At 62.5% G+C, this 14,914-nt stretch carries 15 protein-coding genes; 7 read left to right on the plus strand and 8 right to left on the minus strand.

Annotated elements, in window-relative coordinates; genetic code table 11:
* The first annotated feature begins 66 nt into the window (after nucleotides 1-66).
* Nucleotides 67-1,488 carry an aldehyde dehydrogenase family protein gene (locus ACYVNQ_RS00125; protein WP_460900107.1) on the plus strand — a complete coding sequence of 474 codons (1,422 nt, stop codon included), beginning with the start codon at nucleotides 67-69 and terminating at the stop codon, nucleotides 1,486-1,488.
* A 227-nt stretch (nucleotides 1,489-1,715) separates the two neighbouring features.
* On the opposite strand, the gene ACYVNQ_RS00130 is transcribed toward ACYVNQ_RS00125, so the two are convergent.
* The 4 genes from ACYVNQ_RS00130 to ACYVNQ_RS00145 all read right to left on the minus strand — a co-directional run bounded on the left by ACYVNQ_RS00130 (nucleotide 1,716) and on the right by ACYVNQ_RS00145 (nucleotide 4,574).
* Nucleotides 1,716-2,006 (minus strand): hypothetical protein, encoded by a 291-nt coding sequence (locus ACYVNQ_RS00130; protein WP_460900108.1) that lies wholly within the window; start codon nucleotides 2,004-2,006, stop codon nucleotides 1,716-1,718.
* On the minus strand, nucleotides 1,987-2,571 hold the full coding sequence (locus tag ACYVNQ_RS00135) for a nucleotidyltransferase domain-containing protein (protein ID WP_460900109.1): 585 nt from the start codon (nucleotides 2,569-2,571) through the stop codon (nucleotides 1,987-1,989). The genes ACYVNQ_RS00130 and ACYVNQ_RS00135 overlap by 20 nt, the downstream gene beginning before the upstream one ends.
* A gap of 212 nt (nucleotides 2,572-2,783) precedes the next feature.
* Nucleotides 2,784-3,440 (minus strand): hypothetical protein, encoded by a 657-nt coding sequence (locus tag ACYVNQ_RS00140; RefSeq protein WP_460900110.1) that lies wholly within the window; start codon nucleotides 3,438-3,440, stop codon nucleotides 2,784-2,786.
* A gap of 195 nt (nucleotides 3,441-3,635) precedes the next feature.
* Nucleotides 3,636-4,574, minus strand: coding sequence for a GlxA family transcriptional regulator (locus ACYVNQ_RS00145; RefSeq protein ID WP_460900111.1), 939 nt, complete (start codon nucleotides 4,572-4,574; stop codon nucleotides 3,636-3,638).
* Between the two features lie 137 nt (nucleotides 4,575-4,711).
* On the opposite strand from ACYVNQ_RS00145, the gene ACYVNQ_RS00150 reads away from it, so the two are divergent.
* Nucleotides 4,712-5,530: an SDR family NAD(P)-dependent oxidoreductase gene (locus ACYVNQ_RS00150; protein WP_460900112.1), complete on the plus strand. Its 819-nt coding sequence runs from the start codon at nucleotides 4,712-4,714 to the stop codon at nucleotides 5,528-5,530.
* Nucleotides 5,531-5,750: 220 nt separating this feature from the next.
* Here ACYVNQ_RS00150 and ACYVNQ_RS00155 read toward each other — a convergent pair whose 3' ends face one another.
* From ACYVNQ_RS00155 to ACYVNQ_RS00170, 4 genes are all read right to left on the minus strand, one after another.
* A complete protein-coding gene (locus tag ACYVNQ_RS00155; RefSeq protein ID WP_460900113.1) occupies nucleotides 5,751-6,752 on the minus strand; it encodes an Ldh family oxidoreductase in 1,002 nt (333 codons plus the stop codon).
* 58 nt (nucleotides 6,753-6,810) lie between these two features.
* A complete protein-coding gene (gene dctA, locus ACYVNQ_RS00160) occupies nucleotides 6,811-8,151 on the minus strand; it encodes a C4-dicarboxylate transporter DctA (RefSeq protein ID WP_460900114.1) in 1,341 nt (446 codons plus the stop codon).
* A 239-nt stretch (nucleotides 8,152-8,390) separates the two neighbouring features.
* Nucleotides 8,391-9,566, minus strand: a complete 1,176-nt coding sequence (locus ACYVNQ_RS00165) for a UxaA family hydrolase (RefSeq protein ID WP_460900115.1) — start codon at nucleotides 9,564-9,566, stop codon at nucleotides 8,391-8,393.
* A 112-nt stretch (nucleotides 9,567-9,678) separates the two neighbouring features.
* Nucleotides 9,679-9,972 (minus strand): UxaA family hydrolase, encoded by a 294-nt coding sequence (locus tag ACYVNQ_RS00170; RefSeq protein WP_460900116.1) that lies wholly within the window; start codon nucleotides 9,970-9,972, stop codon nucleotides 9,679-9,681.
* Nucleotides 9,973-10,131: 159 nt separating this feature from the next.
* Here ACYVNQ_RS00170 and ACYVNQ_RS00175 point away from each other — a divergent pair, with 159 nt between their 5' ends.
* The 5 genes from ACYVNQ_RS00175 to ACYVNQ_RS00195 all read left to right on the plus strand — a co-directional run bounded on the left by ACYVNQ_RS00175 (nucleotide 10,132) and on the right by ACYVNQ_RS00195 (nucleotide 14,883).
* Nucleotides 10,132-10,890 carry a GntR family transcriptional regulator gene (locus ACYVNQ_RS00175; RefSeq protein ID WP_460900117.1) on the plus strand — a complete coding sequence of 253 codons (759 nt, stop codon included), beginning with the start codon at nucleotides 10,132-10,134 and terminating at the stop codon, nucleotides 10,888-10,890.
* A gap of 410 nt (nucleotides 10,891-11,300) precedes the next feature.
* The gene (locus ACYVNQ_RS00180) at nucleotides 11,301-12,320 is read left to right on the plus strand and encodes an ABC transporter substrate-binding protein (RefSeq protein ID WP_460900118.1); all 1,020 of its coding nucleotides are present in this window, start codon (nucleotides 11,301-11,303) and stop codon (nucleotides 12,318-12,320) included.
* Nucleotides 12,321-12,331: 11 nt separating this feature from the next.
* Nucleotides 12,332-13,147: an ABC transporter ATP-binding protein gene (locus ACYVNQ_RS00185; RefSeq protein WP_460900166.1), complete on the plus strand. Its 816-nt coding sequence runs from the start codon at nucleotides 12,332-12,334 to the stop codon at nucleotides 13,145-13,147.
* Complete coding sequence (locus ACYVNQ_RS00190; protein ID WP_460900119.1) at nucleotides 13,140-14,069, plus strand: ABC transporter permease; 930 nt, start codon at nucleotides 13,140-13,142, stop codon at nucleotides 14,067-14,069. The genes ACYVNQ_RS00185 and ACYVNQ_RS00190 overlap by 8 nt, the downstream gene beginning before the upstream one ends.
* A 64-nt stretch (nucleotides 14,070-14,133) precedes the next feature.
* Entirely contained in the window at nucleotides 14,134-14,883 is a 750-nt protein-coding gene (locus tag ACYVNQ_RS00195) for a sulfite exporter TauE/SafE family protein (RefSeq protein WP_460900120.1), read from the plus strand.
* Nucleotides 14,884-14,914 lie beyond the last annotated feature (31 nt).

The following is a 14,914-nucleotide window of genomic DNA, read 5'->3' on the forward strand; positions in this document are numbered from 1 at the left end:
TATACGGCTAGTCAATCCAACACCCGACGGCTAAGGTGGCAGGCAATGCAGTTTTCAGGAGCAACGATGCAACGAATCGACCAGATTTACATCGACGGCGCGTTTGCGACGCCGCACGGCACGGAAATGTTCGACCTGTTCAATCCCGCCACCGAGCAGGTGATCGGCCAGGTTCGGCTCGCCGACGAGCAGGACGCGCAGCGAGCCATCGCCGCTGCAAAGCGCGCGTTCGCGTCGTATGCGCGCACCGGCAAGAGCGAACGGCTCGATCTGCTGGAGAGCATGGCGAGCGCAGTCGAAGCGCGCGAAGACGACCTGTACGAAGCGATCATCGACGAATATGGTTCGCCGGTTTCGCGCGCGCGCTGGATGGCGAAATATGCTTCGAGCTCGATCCGGGAAGCCGCGAAAGTGCTGCGGCAATACGAGTTCACGCGCCGCATCAACAGCAGCGAGGTGGTGATGCAGCCGATCGGCGTGGCCGGACTGATCACGCCGTGGAACGCGAACGCGCATTTCATCAGCAACAAGCTCGCGACGGCGATGGCCGCCGGCTGCACGGCGGTGATCAAACCCAGTGAGATGAGCGCGATCCAGACGCAGATCATGACCGAGGCGCTGCACGCGGCCGGCGTGCCGAACGGCGTGTTCAACATCGTGACCGGGCGCGGCGATCCGGTTGGCGCCATGATCAGCGCGCATCCGGATGTCGCGAAGATCTCGTTCACGGGATCGACTGCGGTCGGCAAGTCGATCCTGCGCGCGGGCGCGGAGACGCTCAAGCGCATCACGCTGGAACTCGGTGGCAAGTCGCCGTTCATCGTGCTCGACGACGCGGATTTCGCGGAAGCGGTGCCGCTTGCGCTGCAGGCCGGCTTCATGAATAACGGTCAGGCGTGTATCGCGGGCACGCGGATTCTGGTGCCGCAGACGCGGCTTGCCGAATTCGAAGCCCGCATGCGCGAACTGGTCGAGCGCACGCAGTCGGGCGCGCCGCGCGATCCGGCCACCGTGATCGGGCCGATGGTCAGCGAAAAACAATGGCAACGCGTGCAGCGCTACATCCGCATCGGCATCGACGAAGGCGCGCGGCTGTTGACCGGCGGCGAAGGCCGGCCGGATGGCCTGGCGTCCGGCTGGTTCGTGCGGCCGACCGTGTTCAGCGACGTGCGCAACGACATGACGATCGCGCGCGAAGAAATCTTCGGGCCGGTGCTGTCGATCATCGCGTACCGCGATCTGGAAGAAGCGATCGCGATCGCGAACGACACGTCGTATGGGCTGCAAGCCTATGTGGTGTCGGCGAACTATGCACGGGCGCGTGAGGTGGCATCGCGCATCGATGCGGGCCGCGTGATGATCAACGGGCTCACGCACGATCCGGCGGTGCCGTTCGGCGGGTTCAAGCAGTCGGGAATCGGACGGGAGTACGGCACGCAGGGGCTCGAGGCTTATCTGGAGCCGAAGGCGGTGATGGGGGTGGTTTGAGGCGTTGTTTTGAGAAGCGCTGACGGGGAGATCCCACGTGCTTGCTGCAAATTTCGCAATTCGGACTTGAGCCGTTTCAATCATCGTGACAGTGCGGGAGCACTGCCAGCCTTTACAGGATCTGATCAGAACCGCACTGCGTCGATGTGGCCGTCGCTGTACATAACAGCGACGGCTGCACAGCATACGGCGAGCAGGAGGTGAAGGCGAGCGGGTGATTGTGAGCGCTATTTGAGCAAATGCGGCTCTGTTTGCTCGAGCCACGCACCCGTCGCCTCCATATATTTTCGGGCGGTCTCGACAGCATCAGCTACATCGCGCTCACTAGCCGTAAAAAACCCTTGGTACTTGCGGTTACGCCATTCGCGCAGTGCGTCCGCCTCATCGGCCAACGATACCGGCAGAGACATCAGCGCAGCAGTCGCTTCAAGCGCAACCTCATGGTGCCCAGGACGCGAAGTCACACGGACTCCCTGGCTGGCTAGCACGGCAAGAAACTCATCGAGCAATTTCAGCATCAAGATCTCCCAGCAATGTCAAACGCGGTTGCGCCATGACTTCGCTGGCAAAGCCGTCGCCTTGCTCGATCAGATGCCGAAATTGTTCGACCGGGAAGACCGATGCGTTAAACGCCCGGCCATACTTTCGCGACAGTGGGCGGAGCAACGCGTTGGCCTTCAACTCCGACACGTCGCCGAGAATCAGCACATCGATATCGCTATCTGCCTTTTCTTCGTTGCGAGCGAACGAGCCGAAAATAATGGCCGTAGTGACGCCCTCGATCGCGGCCAGCGTATCGTGCAGTTCCGCGACCAGATCGCTGCTTTGCCGGAACAGGGCGACTAGTGGAGCCAAAGCCGGATCGCCGGCGGCGACAAAGTTTGTGGCAGACACCGCGCCTTTCACAACCAGGCCGGCTTCTTCCCAGCGCTTGAGCCAGCGATGCGTGTTGCCACGATCGGTGTGCGCCGCAGCAGCGAGCTCCCGCGAGCTGAACTCCTCGCCGGCGTGCTCGAACAGGTAGCGAAGTGCTCTGTAGCGCCCCCCGCCGCCGAACAATTCCGCGAACATTCTGTCGTTCATGACGGATACGGGCAAACCATTCGGTCTACGCTCGCCCTATGAGCCAGAGAAATCGTGGTGCTGTGCATTGTACAGCGGGCGCTGTCTAATAAACAGCAAACTCTATCGCACGGCAAACTCCAAACCTCCAAAAGCAATCAAAATGGGTAACCATGGTGTTGCTGTATATTAAACAGCAGCCGCTGTCTAATATACAGCAACGGCCGCCATCCTCAAAACCGGTAAGTCACCCCGACCTTGACGATCGGATAAAACCGCAGCTTATCCGCCTTGTCCTGCAATTGCTTCTCTTCCGCGTCGACGTTTTCCTGCCCCGCTTCGGCGACGATGTTCGCCGGCACGTCGAAGTCCACCTTCGGCCGGCCGTACGCCACGCCCGCGTCGAAGAACATCGAGAAGCCCTTCGTCGCGACCGGCGTATGCCCGAAGCCGATGCCGATATACGGCCGCACCGCCGGGAAACGCGCCTTCGCGTGGATCGATTCTCCAAGCGTCGACACCTGCACGCCGTTGATCGTATACGTGCCGCTGGCGCTGGTCGCGTCGGCGTCGATCGTGTCGCTGCCGAGCAGCACCCCAGCCGTCAGCCGGAACGGCACGCTTTGCGGCGCCGGAAAGAAGTCGAAATAAATGCCGCCGTGCAGCAGCTTGGCCTTCGCGTCGTAATTCAGATCGTCGGTCGAAAAGCTATGCGAAAACGCAATCCCGTTGACTTCGCCACGCCCCGTGAAGTGCGTGCCGAGCGGCTCCCCGAAACCCATGCCGACGCCTTCCGTACCCACCTGCCCGTAAATTTCATGCGCCTGTGCCAACGCGGGCGCCGACAACGCGGCCAGCCCTGCGAGGCAGGCGGCCAACAGCCTGTTCATTTTGAGATTCCCTGTGATGAAGCGCGATGGTGTGTAACGCAATCAAGCCGGCTCATTTGCCCGTTTTCCGTCGCATGCGCTGTGCATCGCACGCTGGCCGGCCTTGCTCGTTTACGTCGCGCTCCTCGGAATCTTTAATCGCATAAACTATTTTTCTTCTTAAAAATTAGTGTCATACACGCGCAAACGTTTCAATCAGGTGATGCTGCGTGTGGTGCGGACGATCGCCTGCGGCGGTTGTCTGAACGCGCGCAAAAATGCGCGCCGCATCCGCTCGCGGTCGCCGAAGCCGGTATCGCGTGCCACCGCATCGATGCCGTGCCGGCCGGTTTCGAGCATCAGCCGCGCCGCCTCCACGCGCAACTGCTCGACCGCTTTGGCCGGCGTCTGTCCGGTCTCCGCGCGAAACGCGCGCGTGAATTGCCGCGGGCTCAGATGCGCGGCATTCGCCAGTTCCTCGACCGACAACTCCGCCTTCAGATTCTGCTTCGCGTAATCCAGCGCCGTCTGGATCCGGTCCGACTTCGGCTCCAGCTCGAGCAGCGCCGAGAACTGCGACTGCCCGCCCGCGCGCCGGTGATACAGCACCAGCAGACGCGCCACCTGGCGCGCGACCTCCAACCCCGCATCCTTCTCGACCATCGCCAGCGCGAGATCGATACACGCACTCATGCCCGCCGAGGTCCAGACGTTCTCGTCGCTGATGAAGATCCGGTCTTCTTCCACTTTGATGTCGGGATAGTCGTGCCGCATCTTGCTCGCGAAGGCCCAGTGCGTGGTGGCGCGGCGACCGCCTAGCAGGCCCGCTGCGGCGAGGTTGAACGCACCGGTACAGGTCGAGCCGACCCGCCGCACGCGCGGCCCCATACGCCGCAGATAGTCGATCAGGCCGGGCGTGGACAACTGCGCGTCGTTGTCGCCGACCACCAGCAGCGTATCGAACCCACTTTCGTCGAACGGCAGCGTCGCCACCCCGAAGCCGGACGACCCCACCACCGGCCCGCCGTGCTCAGAAAGCAGCACGGGTTCGTACAGCGGCGTGTCCGCCACTTTGTTGGCGAACTCGAATACCGTCAGCATCGCCAGATTCATCATCTGGAAGCCGGGAAACAACACGATCCCCAAGCGCAACATGGAAACTCTCCGTTGATGTCCTAAAAGGTGGCATATACGACATTGCCGCCATGTGAGTATGCACCTAATCTTCGGGTCATGCAGTCGCGTCTCACCCCTTACACACCGAAGCTCACTGACCCGATTAGGAGAATCACATGTCGAACGCAACTTCCCAAGGCGCCCTCGGAACCGCTGTCATCACCGGCGCATCCACCGGCATCGGCGCGATTTACGCGCAACGTCTCGCGCAACGCGGCTATGACCTGATCGTCGTGGCGCGCAACCGCGGACGCCTCGAAGACCTGGCTCGCCGCATCACCGACGAAACCGGCCGCTCGGTCGAAATCGTCACCGCCGACCTCGGCAAGGACGAAGACCTTCGCCGCGTCGAAGCCGTGCTGCGCACCGACGCGAGCATCACCGCGCTGGTCAACAACGCCGGCTTCGGCGCCGCGCTGCCGCTGCTGAACTCGGACGTCGATACGATGGAAGAAATGATCAAGGTGAACGTGGTCGCGGTGACCCGCCTCACCTATGCGGTGGTGCCAGCTCTGGTGGCGCGCGGCGGCGGCACGATCATCAACATCGCGTCGATCGCGGGTGTGGCGCCGGAAATTCTGAACGGCGTGTATGGCGGCACCAAGTCGTTCGTGGTCGCCCTGACCCAATCGCTGCGCCATGAACTCGCCGACAAGGGCATCCGCGCGCAAGCCGTACTGCCGGGCGCGACGCGCACCGAGTTCTGGGACATCGCCGGCCAACCGGTCAAGAATCTGCCGGAACAGATCGTGATGGAAGCCGCCGACATGGTCGACGCCGCGCTCGCGGGCTTCGATCAGGGCGAAACGATCACGATCCCGGCGCTGCCGGACGTCGAGGACTGGAACCGGTTCGAAGCGGCGCGCAAGGCGCTGATGCCGAACCTGTCGCGCAGCGAGCCGGCGGAACGCTTTCACGTGAAGAGTGTGGCGTAACGCAAGCGGTATGCGCGAGCGGCGTCGGTACGCGGTACTAGCGCGCACCGACGCAAAGCGAAGCGAAGCGAGCCGGCCATCGCGGCGCCCTGCGGTTGAGAGGGCCCGGCGATGGCCGGCTTTTTCGTCTGCGGTTCCTGTCAGCTTCCGAGTACTTCAGAGCATCTCAAGGGGCGCTGGGCCCACCTGATTGCCTCAGATCTACGCTACGCGCGCCGCGCTAGCCCGCCAGCGCTTTCAGTTGCTCGAACAACGAATCGGGAATCTCGATGCCGTCGCGGCTCGCGGCCTCGGCGAGCGCACGCCGGCGTTGCCCCGGCAGCCGCACCTCGGCATCCTGCAGCATGCATTCGACCAGCGCCTCGATACGCGCCAGATACATGTCGTTGCCCGCCAGTGCACCCGGGTCGATTGCCCAGAACAGATGGCCGATGCGCGAACGCTCGCCTTCTTCGGTCAGGAACGAACCGGCTTCGTAACCGAAATTCGCGCCGGCCAGCGCGGCCGCCAGCAACTCGACCATCAGTGCCAGCATCGCGCCCTTCGCACCGCCGAACGGCAGCATCATGCCGTCGAGCGCGGCTTTTGCATCGGTGGTCGGCGCGCCGTCGCGCGTGGTGGCCCAGCCCTCTGGAATCGGCTTGCCCTCGCGTGCCGCCACCATCACCTTGCCGCGCGCCACTTGCGACAGCGACAGGTCGATCAGCAGCGGCTCGGCATCGCGGCGCGGGAACACGGCTGCGATCGGATTGGTGCCGAACAACGCGTGCCGTCCGCCCCATGCAGGCATCGCGGCCGGCGCGTTGCTGAACGCAAGGCCGACCATGCCGGCCGCGCCGATCGCTTCGAGGTGGTACGCGCCGACGCCGAAATGATGGCTGCGCGTCACGCTCGCCACCGCGCTGCCATGCTCGCGCGCCCGGCCGATGATCGTTTCGACCGCCAGCGCGCAAGCCGGAAATGCTAGCCCATCGGCCGCATCGACGAGCACCGCAGCATTGCGCGACGCAACCACCGCGGGCCGCGCCTGCGGATCGACGCGGCCGTTGCGCAATTGCGCGAGATACATCGGCAGGCGCGCGACGCCATGCGACGACAGGCCGCACACGTCCGCATAGATCAGTGCGCGCGCGGTGGCATGCGCCGTTTCATCCAGCGCGCCGGCGCGCTTTATCGCGTTGGTTGCGAGCGCAAGCAGTTCATCGGGCAATACACGCGTCATTACAAAGCTTTCCTTGTTCGGTTACGGCCGGGCGCGGCCAATGCAGTCGTTTGCCCGGTCAATGCGATTGCTCTCGTGCAAATGCGGGTGGCGTACCACGCTCGAGTTCGCCGGCCTGCGCTTGCGGCTCATCTTCATCCGGCACGTCTTTGGGCGGCGCCGCGAGAAACTCCCGCGCGGCGCGCGCATCGAACGCCCCTTCCCAGCGCGCCACCACGATGGTCGCGACCGCATTGCCGATCATGTTGACGATCGCACGAATCTCGTTCAACACGCGATCGATGCCGAGAATCAGCGTGATGCCGGCCACCGGAATGATGTTGTGCGTCGATAGTGTAGCGGTCAACGCGACCAGCGCGGCGCCTGCCACTCCGGCACCGCCCTTCGATGTGATCATCAGCACCGCCAGCAGCCCGAGTTGCTGCAGCAGCGTCAGGTGCGTATTCGTGGCCTGCGCGATGAATAGCGAGGTCATTGTCAGATAGATGGCCGCGCCGTCGAGATTGAACGAGTAGCCGGTCGGCAGCACCAGACCGACCACCGTCTTCGGGCAGCCGAGTCGTTCGAGCTTTTCCATCAGACGCGGCAACACCGATTCGGTGGTCGACGTGCCGAGCACGATCAGCAATTCCTCGCGCAGATACTTGAGCAGCGGCCACAACCCGATGCCGGCCCAGCGGCACACCGAACCGAGCACGATCACGATGAACAGGATGCTTGTCAGGTAGAAGCATGCGATCAGCAGGCCCAGTTGCTGCAGCGTCGCGATGCCGTACTTGCCGACCGTAAACGCCATTGCGCCGAATGCGCCGAGCGGCGCGAGCCGCATGATCATCTCGACGATGCGCATCAGCGCGTCGCCGCTTTGCTCGATCACGCGTGCGAGAAAACGGCTGCGCTGCGAGGTCAGCGAAAGCGCGATGCCGAACAGCACCGAAAACAGCAGCACCTGCAGCAGATCGCCGCGCGCGAACGCACCGACTACCGAGTTCGGCACGATCTGTTCGAGGAAACTGGTCGACGCCTGGTGGTGCACTTCGCTGACATACTGATTGACCGCATGCGGATCGAGCGTTTGCGGATCGATGTTCAGACCCGCACCCGGATGCATCAGATTCGCCACCACGAGGCCGATGACCAGCGCGATCGTCGTCATCGCTTCGAAATAGACGATCGTCTTCAGACCGACGCGCCCAACCTGTTTCAGGTTTTCCATCCGCGCGATGCCGACCGACACGGTGCAGAAGATCACCAGCGTGATCAACATCTTGATCAGGCGGATAAACGTATCGCCGAGCGGTTTCATTTGTACGCCGAAGTCCGGCGCGAAGTGGCCGAGCAGAATGCCGGCCGCAAGTCCGATCAGGACCTGCACGTAGAGATGTTTTAGCACGCGCAAGATGGTGTCTCCTCCACTCGCTGCTGCTGACACAAGAAACGGACAGCGTGACGCGACGCGTGCCGGGCCTGGCCTGGCCTGGCTGGCCCTTGTAAGTGTGAGGAACGACGCGTGACGCGCGCTGTGGCTGATTGATGCGGGCCGAAGCGGCCAAGGTGGTTGCTGGCTTGCCGTCATTCGATAGATCCGGCAAGCCGCATTGCGCCGCGCATCCACTGCGCGGCGCATCAGGTTGCGCGTTACGCGCTTTCGAACAGACGCGTCAGCACGAACTCGCGATGGCCGAGCACTTCGGCCGCTGTCCAGCGGCCATTGATGGTGGCCATCATCGATTCGAGCAGCTTGTCGCCAGCCTGATCGAGGTTCTGCTCGCGCTGCAACAGGCCCGATACGTCGACGTCGACATGCTCGCCCATCGTGCGCACCGTACGCGGATTCGCGCAGATCTTGATGACCGGCACGATCGGATTGCCGATCACGTTGCCCTGGCCGGTCGGGAAGAAGTGCACCGCAAAACCCGACGCCGCGCACAGCGTGACCATTTCGGCCGCCGCCGAAGACGAATCCATAAACCACAGGCCCGCGTGCGTCGGATCTTCCGCCTTGTCGAGCACACCATCGACCATGCACTTCTTGCCGATCTTCTGGATGTTGCCGAGCGCCTTCTCTTCGATGGTCGTCAGGCCGCCGGCGATATTGCCTTTAGTCGGCTGCGATTCGGACAGGTCGTCGGTTTTCCAGCGGTTGATCATGTCCTGATAGCGGTCGAACATGAACTGGAAGCGTTCGCGCACCTGATCGTTCGCGCAGCGTGCGGCCACGATCTGCTCGCCGCCGGTCAGCTCCGAGGTCTCGCCGAACACCAGCGTGGTGCCGAGCCCATACAGCTTGTCGAACGCATTGCCGACCGTCGGGTTCGCGCCGCAGCCTGACGTGGTATCCGATTCGCCGCACTTGGTCGACACCCACAGATCGGCGATCGGGCACTCGACGCGATCGAGCGACGTAGCGTACTGCACCATTTCCCGCGCGGCCTTCGATGCCCGCATGATCGTATCGTGATCGCCGTGCAGTTCGATGCCGAAGCCCATTACCGGCTTGCCGGACTTCGCGATGCCGTCCACCACGCGCTTGGTCCAGCCTTCTTCGATGCCGATCACGACCACCGCCGCGACATTCGGATTGCACCCCGCGCCGATCAGCGTGCGAAAGTGCAGGTCCAGATCCGCGCCGAACTGCAGCCGCCCATACGGATGCGGCAGCGCCATCGTGCCTTTGATGTTGTTTTCGACTGCTAGCGCCGCCGCGTTCGAAAGATCGTCGACCGGCAGGATGATCACATGGTTGCGCACGCCGACGCGGCCATTGTCGCGACGAAAGCCGCGGAAAGTGGTGTTCTGGTCAATCACGCTCATGGGGTGTCTCGCTTGGCTTGGTGTTAGGACAGGGCTATTGGGACGCGGCGGGCCGGCAGCGATGCAAATGCGCTACGTATCTGCGCATCGACAGCTGCGGCCGCGGCTGCTGTTACCAACGCTTGGTCTTGATGTTGTGAACGTGAGCGTGTTCACCCGCGCTGATCGGCGCGACCACCTTGCCGATATCGACGCCGTACTTGAACACCGTGTCGCCCACGGCCATGTCTTTTAGCGCCACCTTGTGGCCAATCGGAATGTCCTGCCTGGCCGACACCGTGATGATTTCGTCGTCGTCCATGATCCATGCGTTGAGCTGCGTGCCGGCCTTGATCCCTTCCACCACTGCGACGCCGACCGTGTCTTTCGCTTCATGCAACACGATGTGAATCGTTTTGCGATCCATTGAATGTCTCCATTGTGGGTACGGTTCGATTCGTTCTCCGTGCGAAGCATCTTAGGTGGCAGGTTTGCGTATGTCAACCATATCATCTATATGTGTTCTATCAACCGCATGAAGTAGAATTCCCGACCAGGGATGCTGTGCAACAAAGGGGTAACAGCCATGAATACGCTGACGATCACGCCGCCGGCCATCGGCGGTACGCGTTACAAGGAAGTGAAGAATGCGATGCTCGCAGCGCTGGCGGCGCACGAATGGAAGGGTGGCGAAACGATTCCGTCGGAAAAGCGCCTCGCGGAACGCTTCGGCGTATCGATCGGCACACTGCGCAAGGCGATCGACGAACTCGTCGCGGACAACATCCTCGTGCGTCATCAGGGGCTCGGCACTTTTGTGGCGCAGCATCAACGCGACCGGCATTTCTTCCGTTTCTTTCGCGTGGTGCGCCAGGACGGCGACAAGACCTACCCGAGCGTCAGCCTGATGTCGTTTCGCAAGGCGCGCGCGACGCGCGAGATCGCGCCGCTGCTCGACATCGAGACCGGCGCGCGCGTCTTCAGCTTTACGAATCGTCTCGCGCTGCACAACGAGAATGTGATGGTCGACAACATCACCGTGCCGGAAGCACGTTTTCCGGGGCTCACGGAGGCCGCGCTGCGCGAGCGGCCAAGCACGCTGTACAACTTCTACCAGGACGCCTTCAACATCAACGTGGTCGGCACGGATGAACGCGTGCGCGTCGCACTTGCCGACAAGGTGGAAAGCAGTTTGCTTGACGTGGAACCCGGCACACCGCTGCTCGAAGTGCGACGCATCGCTTACTCGTATCATCATGTGCCGGTCGAAGTGCGCATCTCGCACGTCAACACCGACCGCTATGAATATGTGGGAGCCCATGCATCGACTGACGAAACATCATGAATCCGCAGCATGCGAACTCAGGGGTTTCGTCAATTTGCAATCGCTTAGGCGATCACCTACACTCGCACTCATACAGATGATGTAAATCATCAAGCGCCAGACACAAGCATCACCGTAGCAAAAGTCGCTGCAGCCATCACCAGCTGTCATAAAAAGCAGGCAAAAGAGTCAGCTGCAATCAGGATCGGCCGCACGGCGCATCGCGCCGGCAGGCCGGCAACCGGAGACCCTCACGATGCACGCTCTGCCGTTTCGCCATCCACGCCCTGCCAGCTGTGCGGCCCGCGCCATGCGCGCAGACCCGGCCGCCAAAAATCCTTAATATTGGCGACTCATACTGCGCCGCTCCATCCCCAGGATTCCTCTCTGTTGATTTGCCGTGCCGTTCCTCTCGCAAGGAGTGTCGAGCAATGAGCTTTCGCAAGGTCGCCGCCGTACTTTCCGCCGTCGTCGCGCTCAGCGCGGCGTTGATCAGCACTACAGCACGCGCCGAGCTGACCGATATCCGGATCGCGCGGCAGTACGGCGTCAGCTATCTGCCGCTGATGCTGATGCAGGATCAGAAGTTGCTCGAAAAACACGCGGCACAACTGGGCATGCCGAATCTGAAGGTGTCGTGGGTCGAATTCGCCGGCGGCAACGTGATGAACGACGCGCTGCTGTCCGATTCGCTGCAGATCGCTTCCGGCGGCGTGGCGCCATTGGTGCTGCTGTGGTCGCGCACGCATGGCACGCCGCTCGAGGTGAAGGCGCTGGCGGCCATCAATTCGATGCCGCTGCTGCTCAATACGACGAACCCCGCGGTCAAGACCGTCAAGGACTTCAGCGAGAAGGACAAGATCGCGTTGCCCGCGGCCAAGGTGTCGATTCAGGCGATTACGCTGCAAATGGCCGCGGAAAAGGCCTTCGGTGCCGGCAACCAGGGCCAGCTCGACAAGTACACCGTATCGCTCGCGCACCCCGACGCGCAACAGGCCTTGTTGTCAGGCAAGAGCGAGGTGACCGCGCATTTCGGCTCGCCGCCGTTTCAGGAACAGGAACTGGCGCGCCCGAACGTGCATACGGTCGTAAATTCGTACGACGTGCTCGGCGGCAAGTCGAGCTTCAATCTGGTGTGGTGTACGTCGAACTTCTATAAGGGCAACCCGAAGCTCGTGCAGGCGTTCATCGCCGCGCTCGACGAAGCCGAAGCGTCGATCAACAAGGACAAGCATGCGGCGGCGCTCGCCTATCTGCGCATCAGCAAGGACAAGAGCAGCGTCGACGAAATCGAGAAGATGATTTCGGCCCCCGAAGTGCAGTTCACCACGGTGCCGCAAAACACCGTGAAATACGCGGACTTCATGGCCCGCACCGGGCTGATCAAAGCGAAACCGGCGTCATGGAAGGACCTGTTCTTTCCGACCGCACAGTCGCTGCAAGGGAGCTGACCATGCATTCGATGCGTAGCAGTAACAGCCATGGCGCGTCGGCCTCTTCCGCGCGCGAATCGGGCGGCGCGCCGCTACTCGACGTCAGCGGCGTGACGCTGCAATACAAAACCCGCAAACACCTCGTGATGGCGACTTACCGGGTCGACTTCAAGGTGTTTCAGGGCGACCGCTTCGTGCTGCTCGGCCCGTCGGGCTGCGGCAAGTCGACGCTGCTGAAGAGCGTCGGCGGTTATCTGCTGCCTACCGAAGGCTCGATCACGCTGAAGGGCAAGCACATCACGAAGCCCGGCCCGGACCGCATGATGGTGTTCCAGGAATTCGACCAGCTGCTGCCGTGGAAAACCGTCAAACAGAACGTGATGTTCCCGCTGCTGTCGTCGCGCCGGCTGGCCGCACGCGAGGCGGAACAGCGCGCGATGCACTACATCGACAAGGTGAATCTGACCAAATTCGCCGACAGCTATCCGCACACGCTGTCCGGCGGCATGAAGCAGCGCGTCGCGATTGCGCGCGGCATGGCGATGGAGCCGGACATCCTGCTGATGGACGAGCCGTTCGCCGCGCTCGATGCGCTGACCCGCCGCAAGATGCAGGATGAACTGCTGATGCTGTGGCAGGAAACACGCTTCACCGTGCTGTTCGTCACGCACTCGATACCGGAGGCGATCAAGGTGGGCAGCCGGATTCTGCTGCTGTCGCCGCATCCGGGCCAGGTGAAGGCCGAACTGAACACCTCCGTATCGGGTGAAGCCGCGGTTGCGCTCGAAAAGCGCATCCAGCACATGCTGTTCGAAGACGAGATCGAAGAGGCCGAGAATGTCTGACGCTACCGTTCGCGGCACCGCATCGCCGGCCCCGGGCACGCCGCCGGAAATCGCTGCACTGGCGCTCGCGCCGCGTGCCGAAATCGTTCGCGAAACCAGCGACACGCAGCAGTTCAGCGTCGTCGAAAAACCGCTGTCTACATTCGAGCGTCTGTACAACCAGAGTTGGCTGCGCAAGCTCGTGATCCTCGCGTTTCTCGCGATTATCTGGGAAGTGTATGGGCGCATGCTCGACAATGCGCTGCTGTTTCCGACCTTCAGTGCAACGGTGGAAGCCTTTGCGAAGAGTATCGCGAGCGGCGAATTGCCCGGCAAGGCATGGGCGTCGATTCACGTGCTGCTGCTTGGCTACGGCTGCGGCGTAGCGCTCGCGGCATTGTTGACAGCAGCGGCAATCACATCGCGCATCGGCACCGATTTTCTCGAAACCATGACGTCGATGCTGAACCCGCTGCCCGCCATTGCGCTGCTGCCGCTCGCACTGATCTGGTTCGGTCTCGGCAACGGCAGCCTGATTTTCGTGCTGGTGCATTCGGTCACGTGGTCGGTCGCGCTCAATACGCACTCAGGGTTTCTGTCGGTCAGCAATACGCTGAAGATGGTCGGCCGCAACTACGGGCTGCGCGGCGGCCGCTACGTCGCGGCGATTCTGGTGCCTGCGACATTTCCGAGCATCCTGACCGGCCTGAAGATCGGCTGGGCTTTCGCATGGCGCACCTTGATCGCCGCGGAACTGGTGTTCGGCGTCAGTTCCGGTTCGGGCGGGTTGGGCTGGTTCATCTACGAGAACAAGAATCTGCTGGATATCGCCAATGTGTTCGCCGGGCTGTTCACCGTGATCCTGATCGGGCTTGCAGTCGAGAACCTGATTTTCCGCACACTCGAACGTCATACGGTGCAGCGCTGGGGTATGCAGCCGTGACACGTGCCGCAGAGCTACGAGTCGCACTGAGCGGCCGAGGCATCCGCGCTGCGGAGCAGCGCCGTTGACGCTGCAGCTCGCGTTGCTGGTGATCGGCGGCAGTGCCATCGCGGGCTTCGTGTCGGGTCTCGCAGGCTTCGCGTTCGGCCTCGTGGCAATGGTGTTCTGGGCATGGACGCTGCCGCCGCAAGCAATCGGCCCGATGCTGGTAGTCGGCTCGCTGGCCGGCCAGTTGCTGACGGTGCACACGGTGCGCGGCCAGATTCGCATCAGGACCATCGCGCCGTTTATCGCCGGCGGCTTCGTCGGTGTACCGATCGGCGCGGCGCTGCTGCCGCATCTGGATGCCACCGCGTTTCGCATCGGCGTGGGTATCCTGCTGATCGTCTATTGCGGCGTGATGCTGGCCGCGAAGAATCTGCCGACAGTGACGGCGGGAGGCGCATGGGCTGATGGCGGTGTCGGCGTAGTGGGCGGCATTCTGGGCGGCATCGCGGGCCTGGTCGGCCCGGCGCCGACCATCTGGTGCATGTTGCGCGGCCACAGCAAGGATCTGCAGCGCGCGATCTGCCAGAGCTTCTTCATTGCGATGCAGGCGCAAACGCTCGTGATGTACTCGCTGACCGGGCTGATCGGCCGGCAGACGCTGACGCTGTTTGCGTGGATGGTGCCGTCGACGCTGATCTTCGCGTGGCTCGGCTCGCGCCTGTATCTGCGCGTGTCCGATACCGCGTTCAAGCGCATCTTGCTGGTGCTGCTGTTCGCGTCGGGGGCGGCGCTGCTCGGCACGTCGCTGCTGCACGCGCTGCGCTAGCGCGCGCCATCTACGGCAGACATGCAGCATA

The organism is Paraburkholderia jirisanensis (assembly GCF_054782355.1).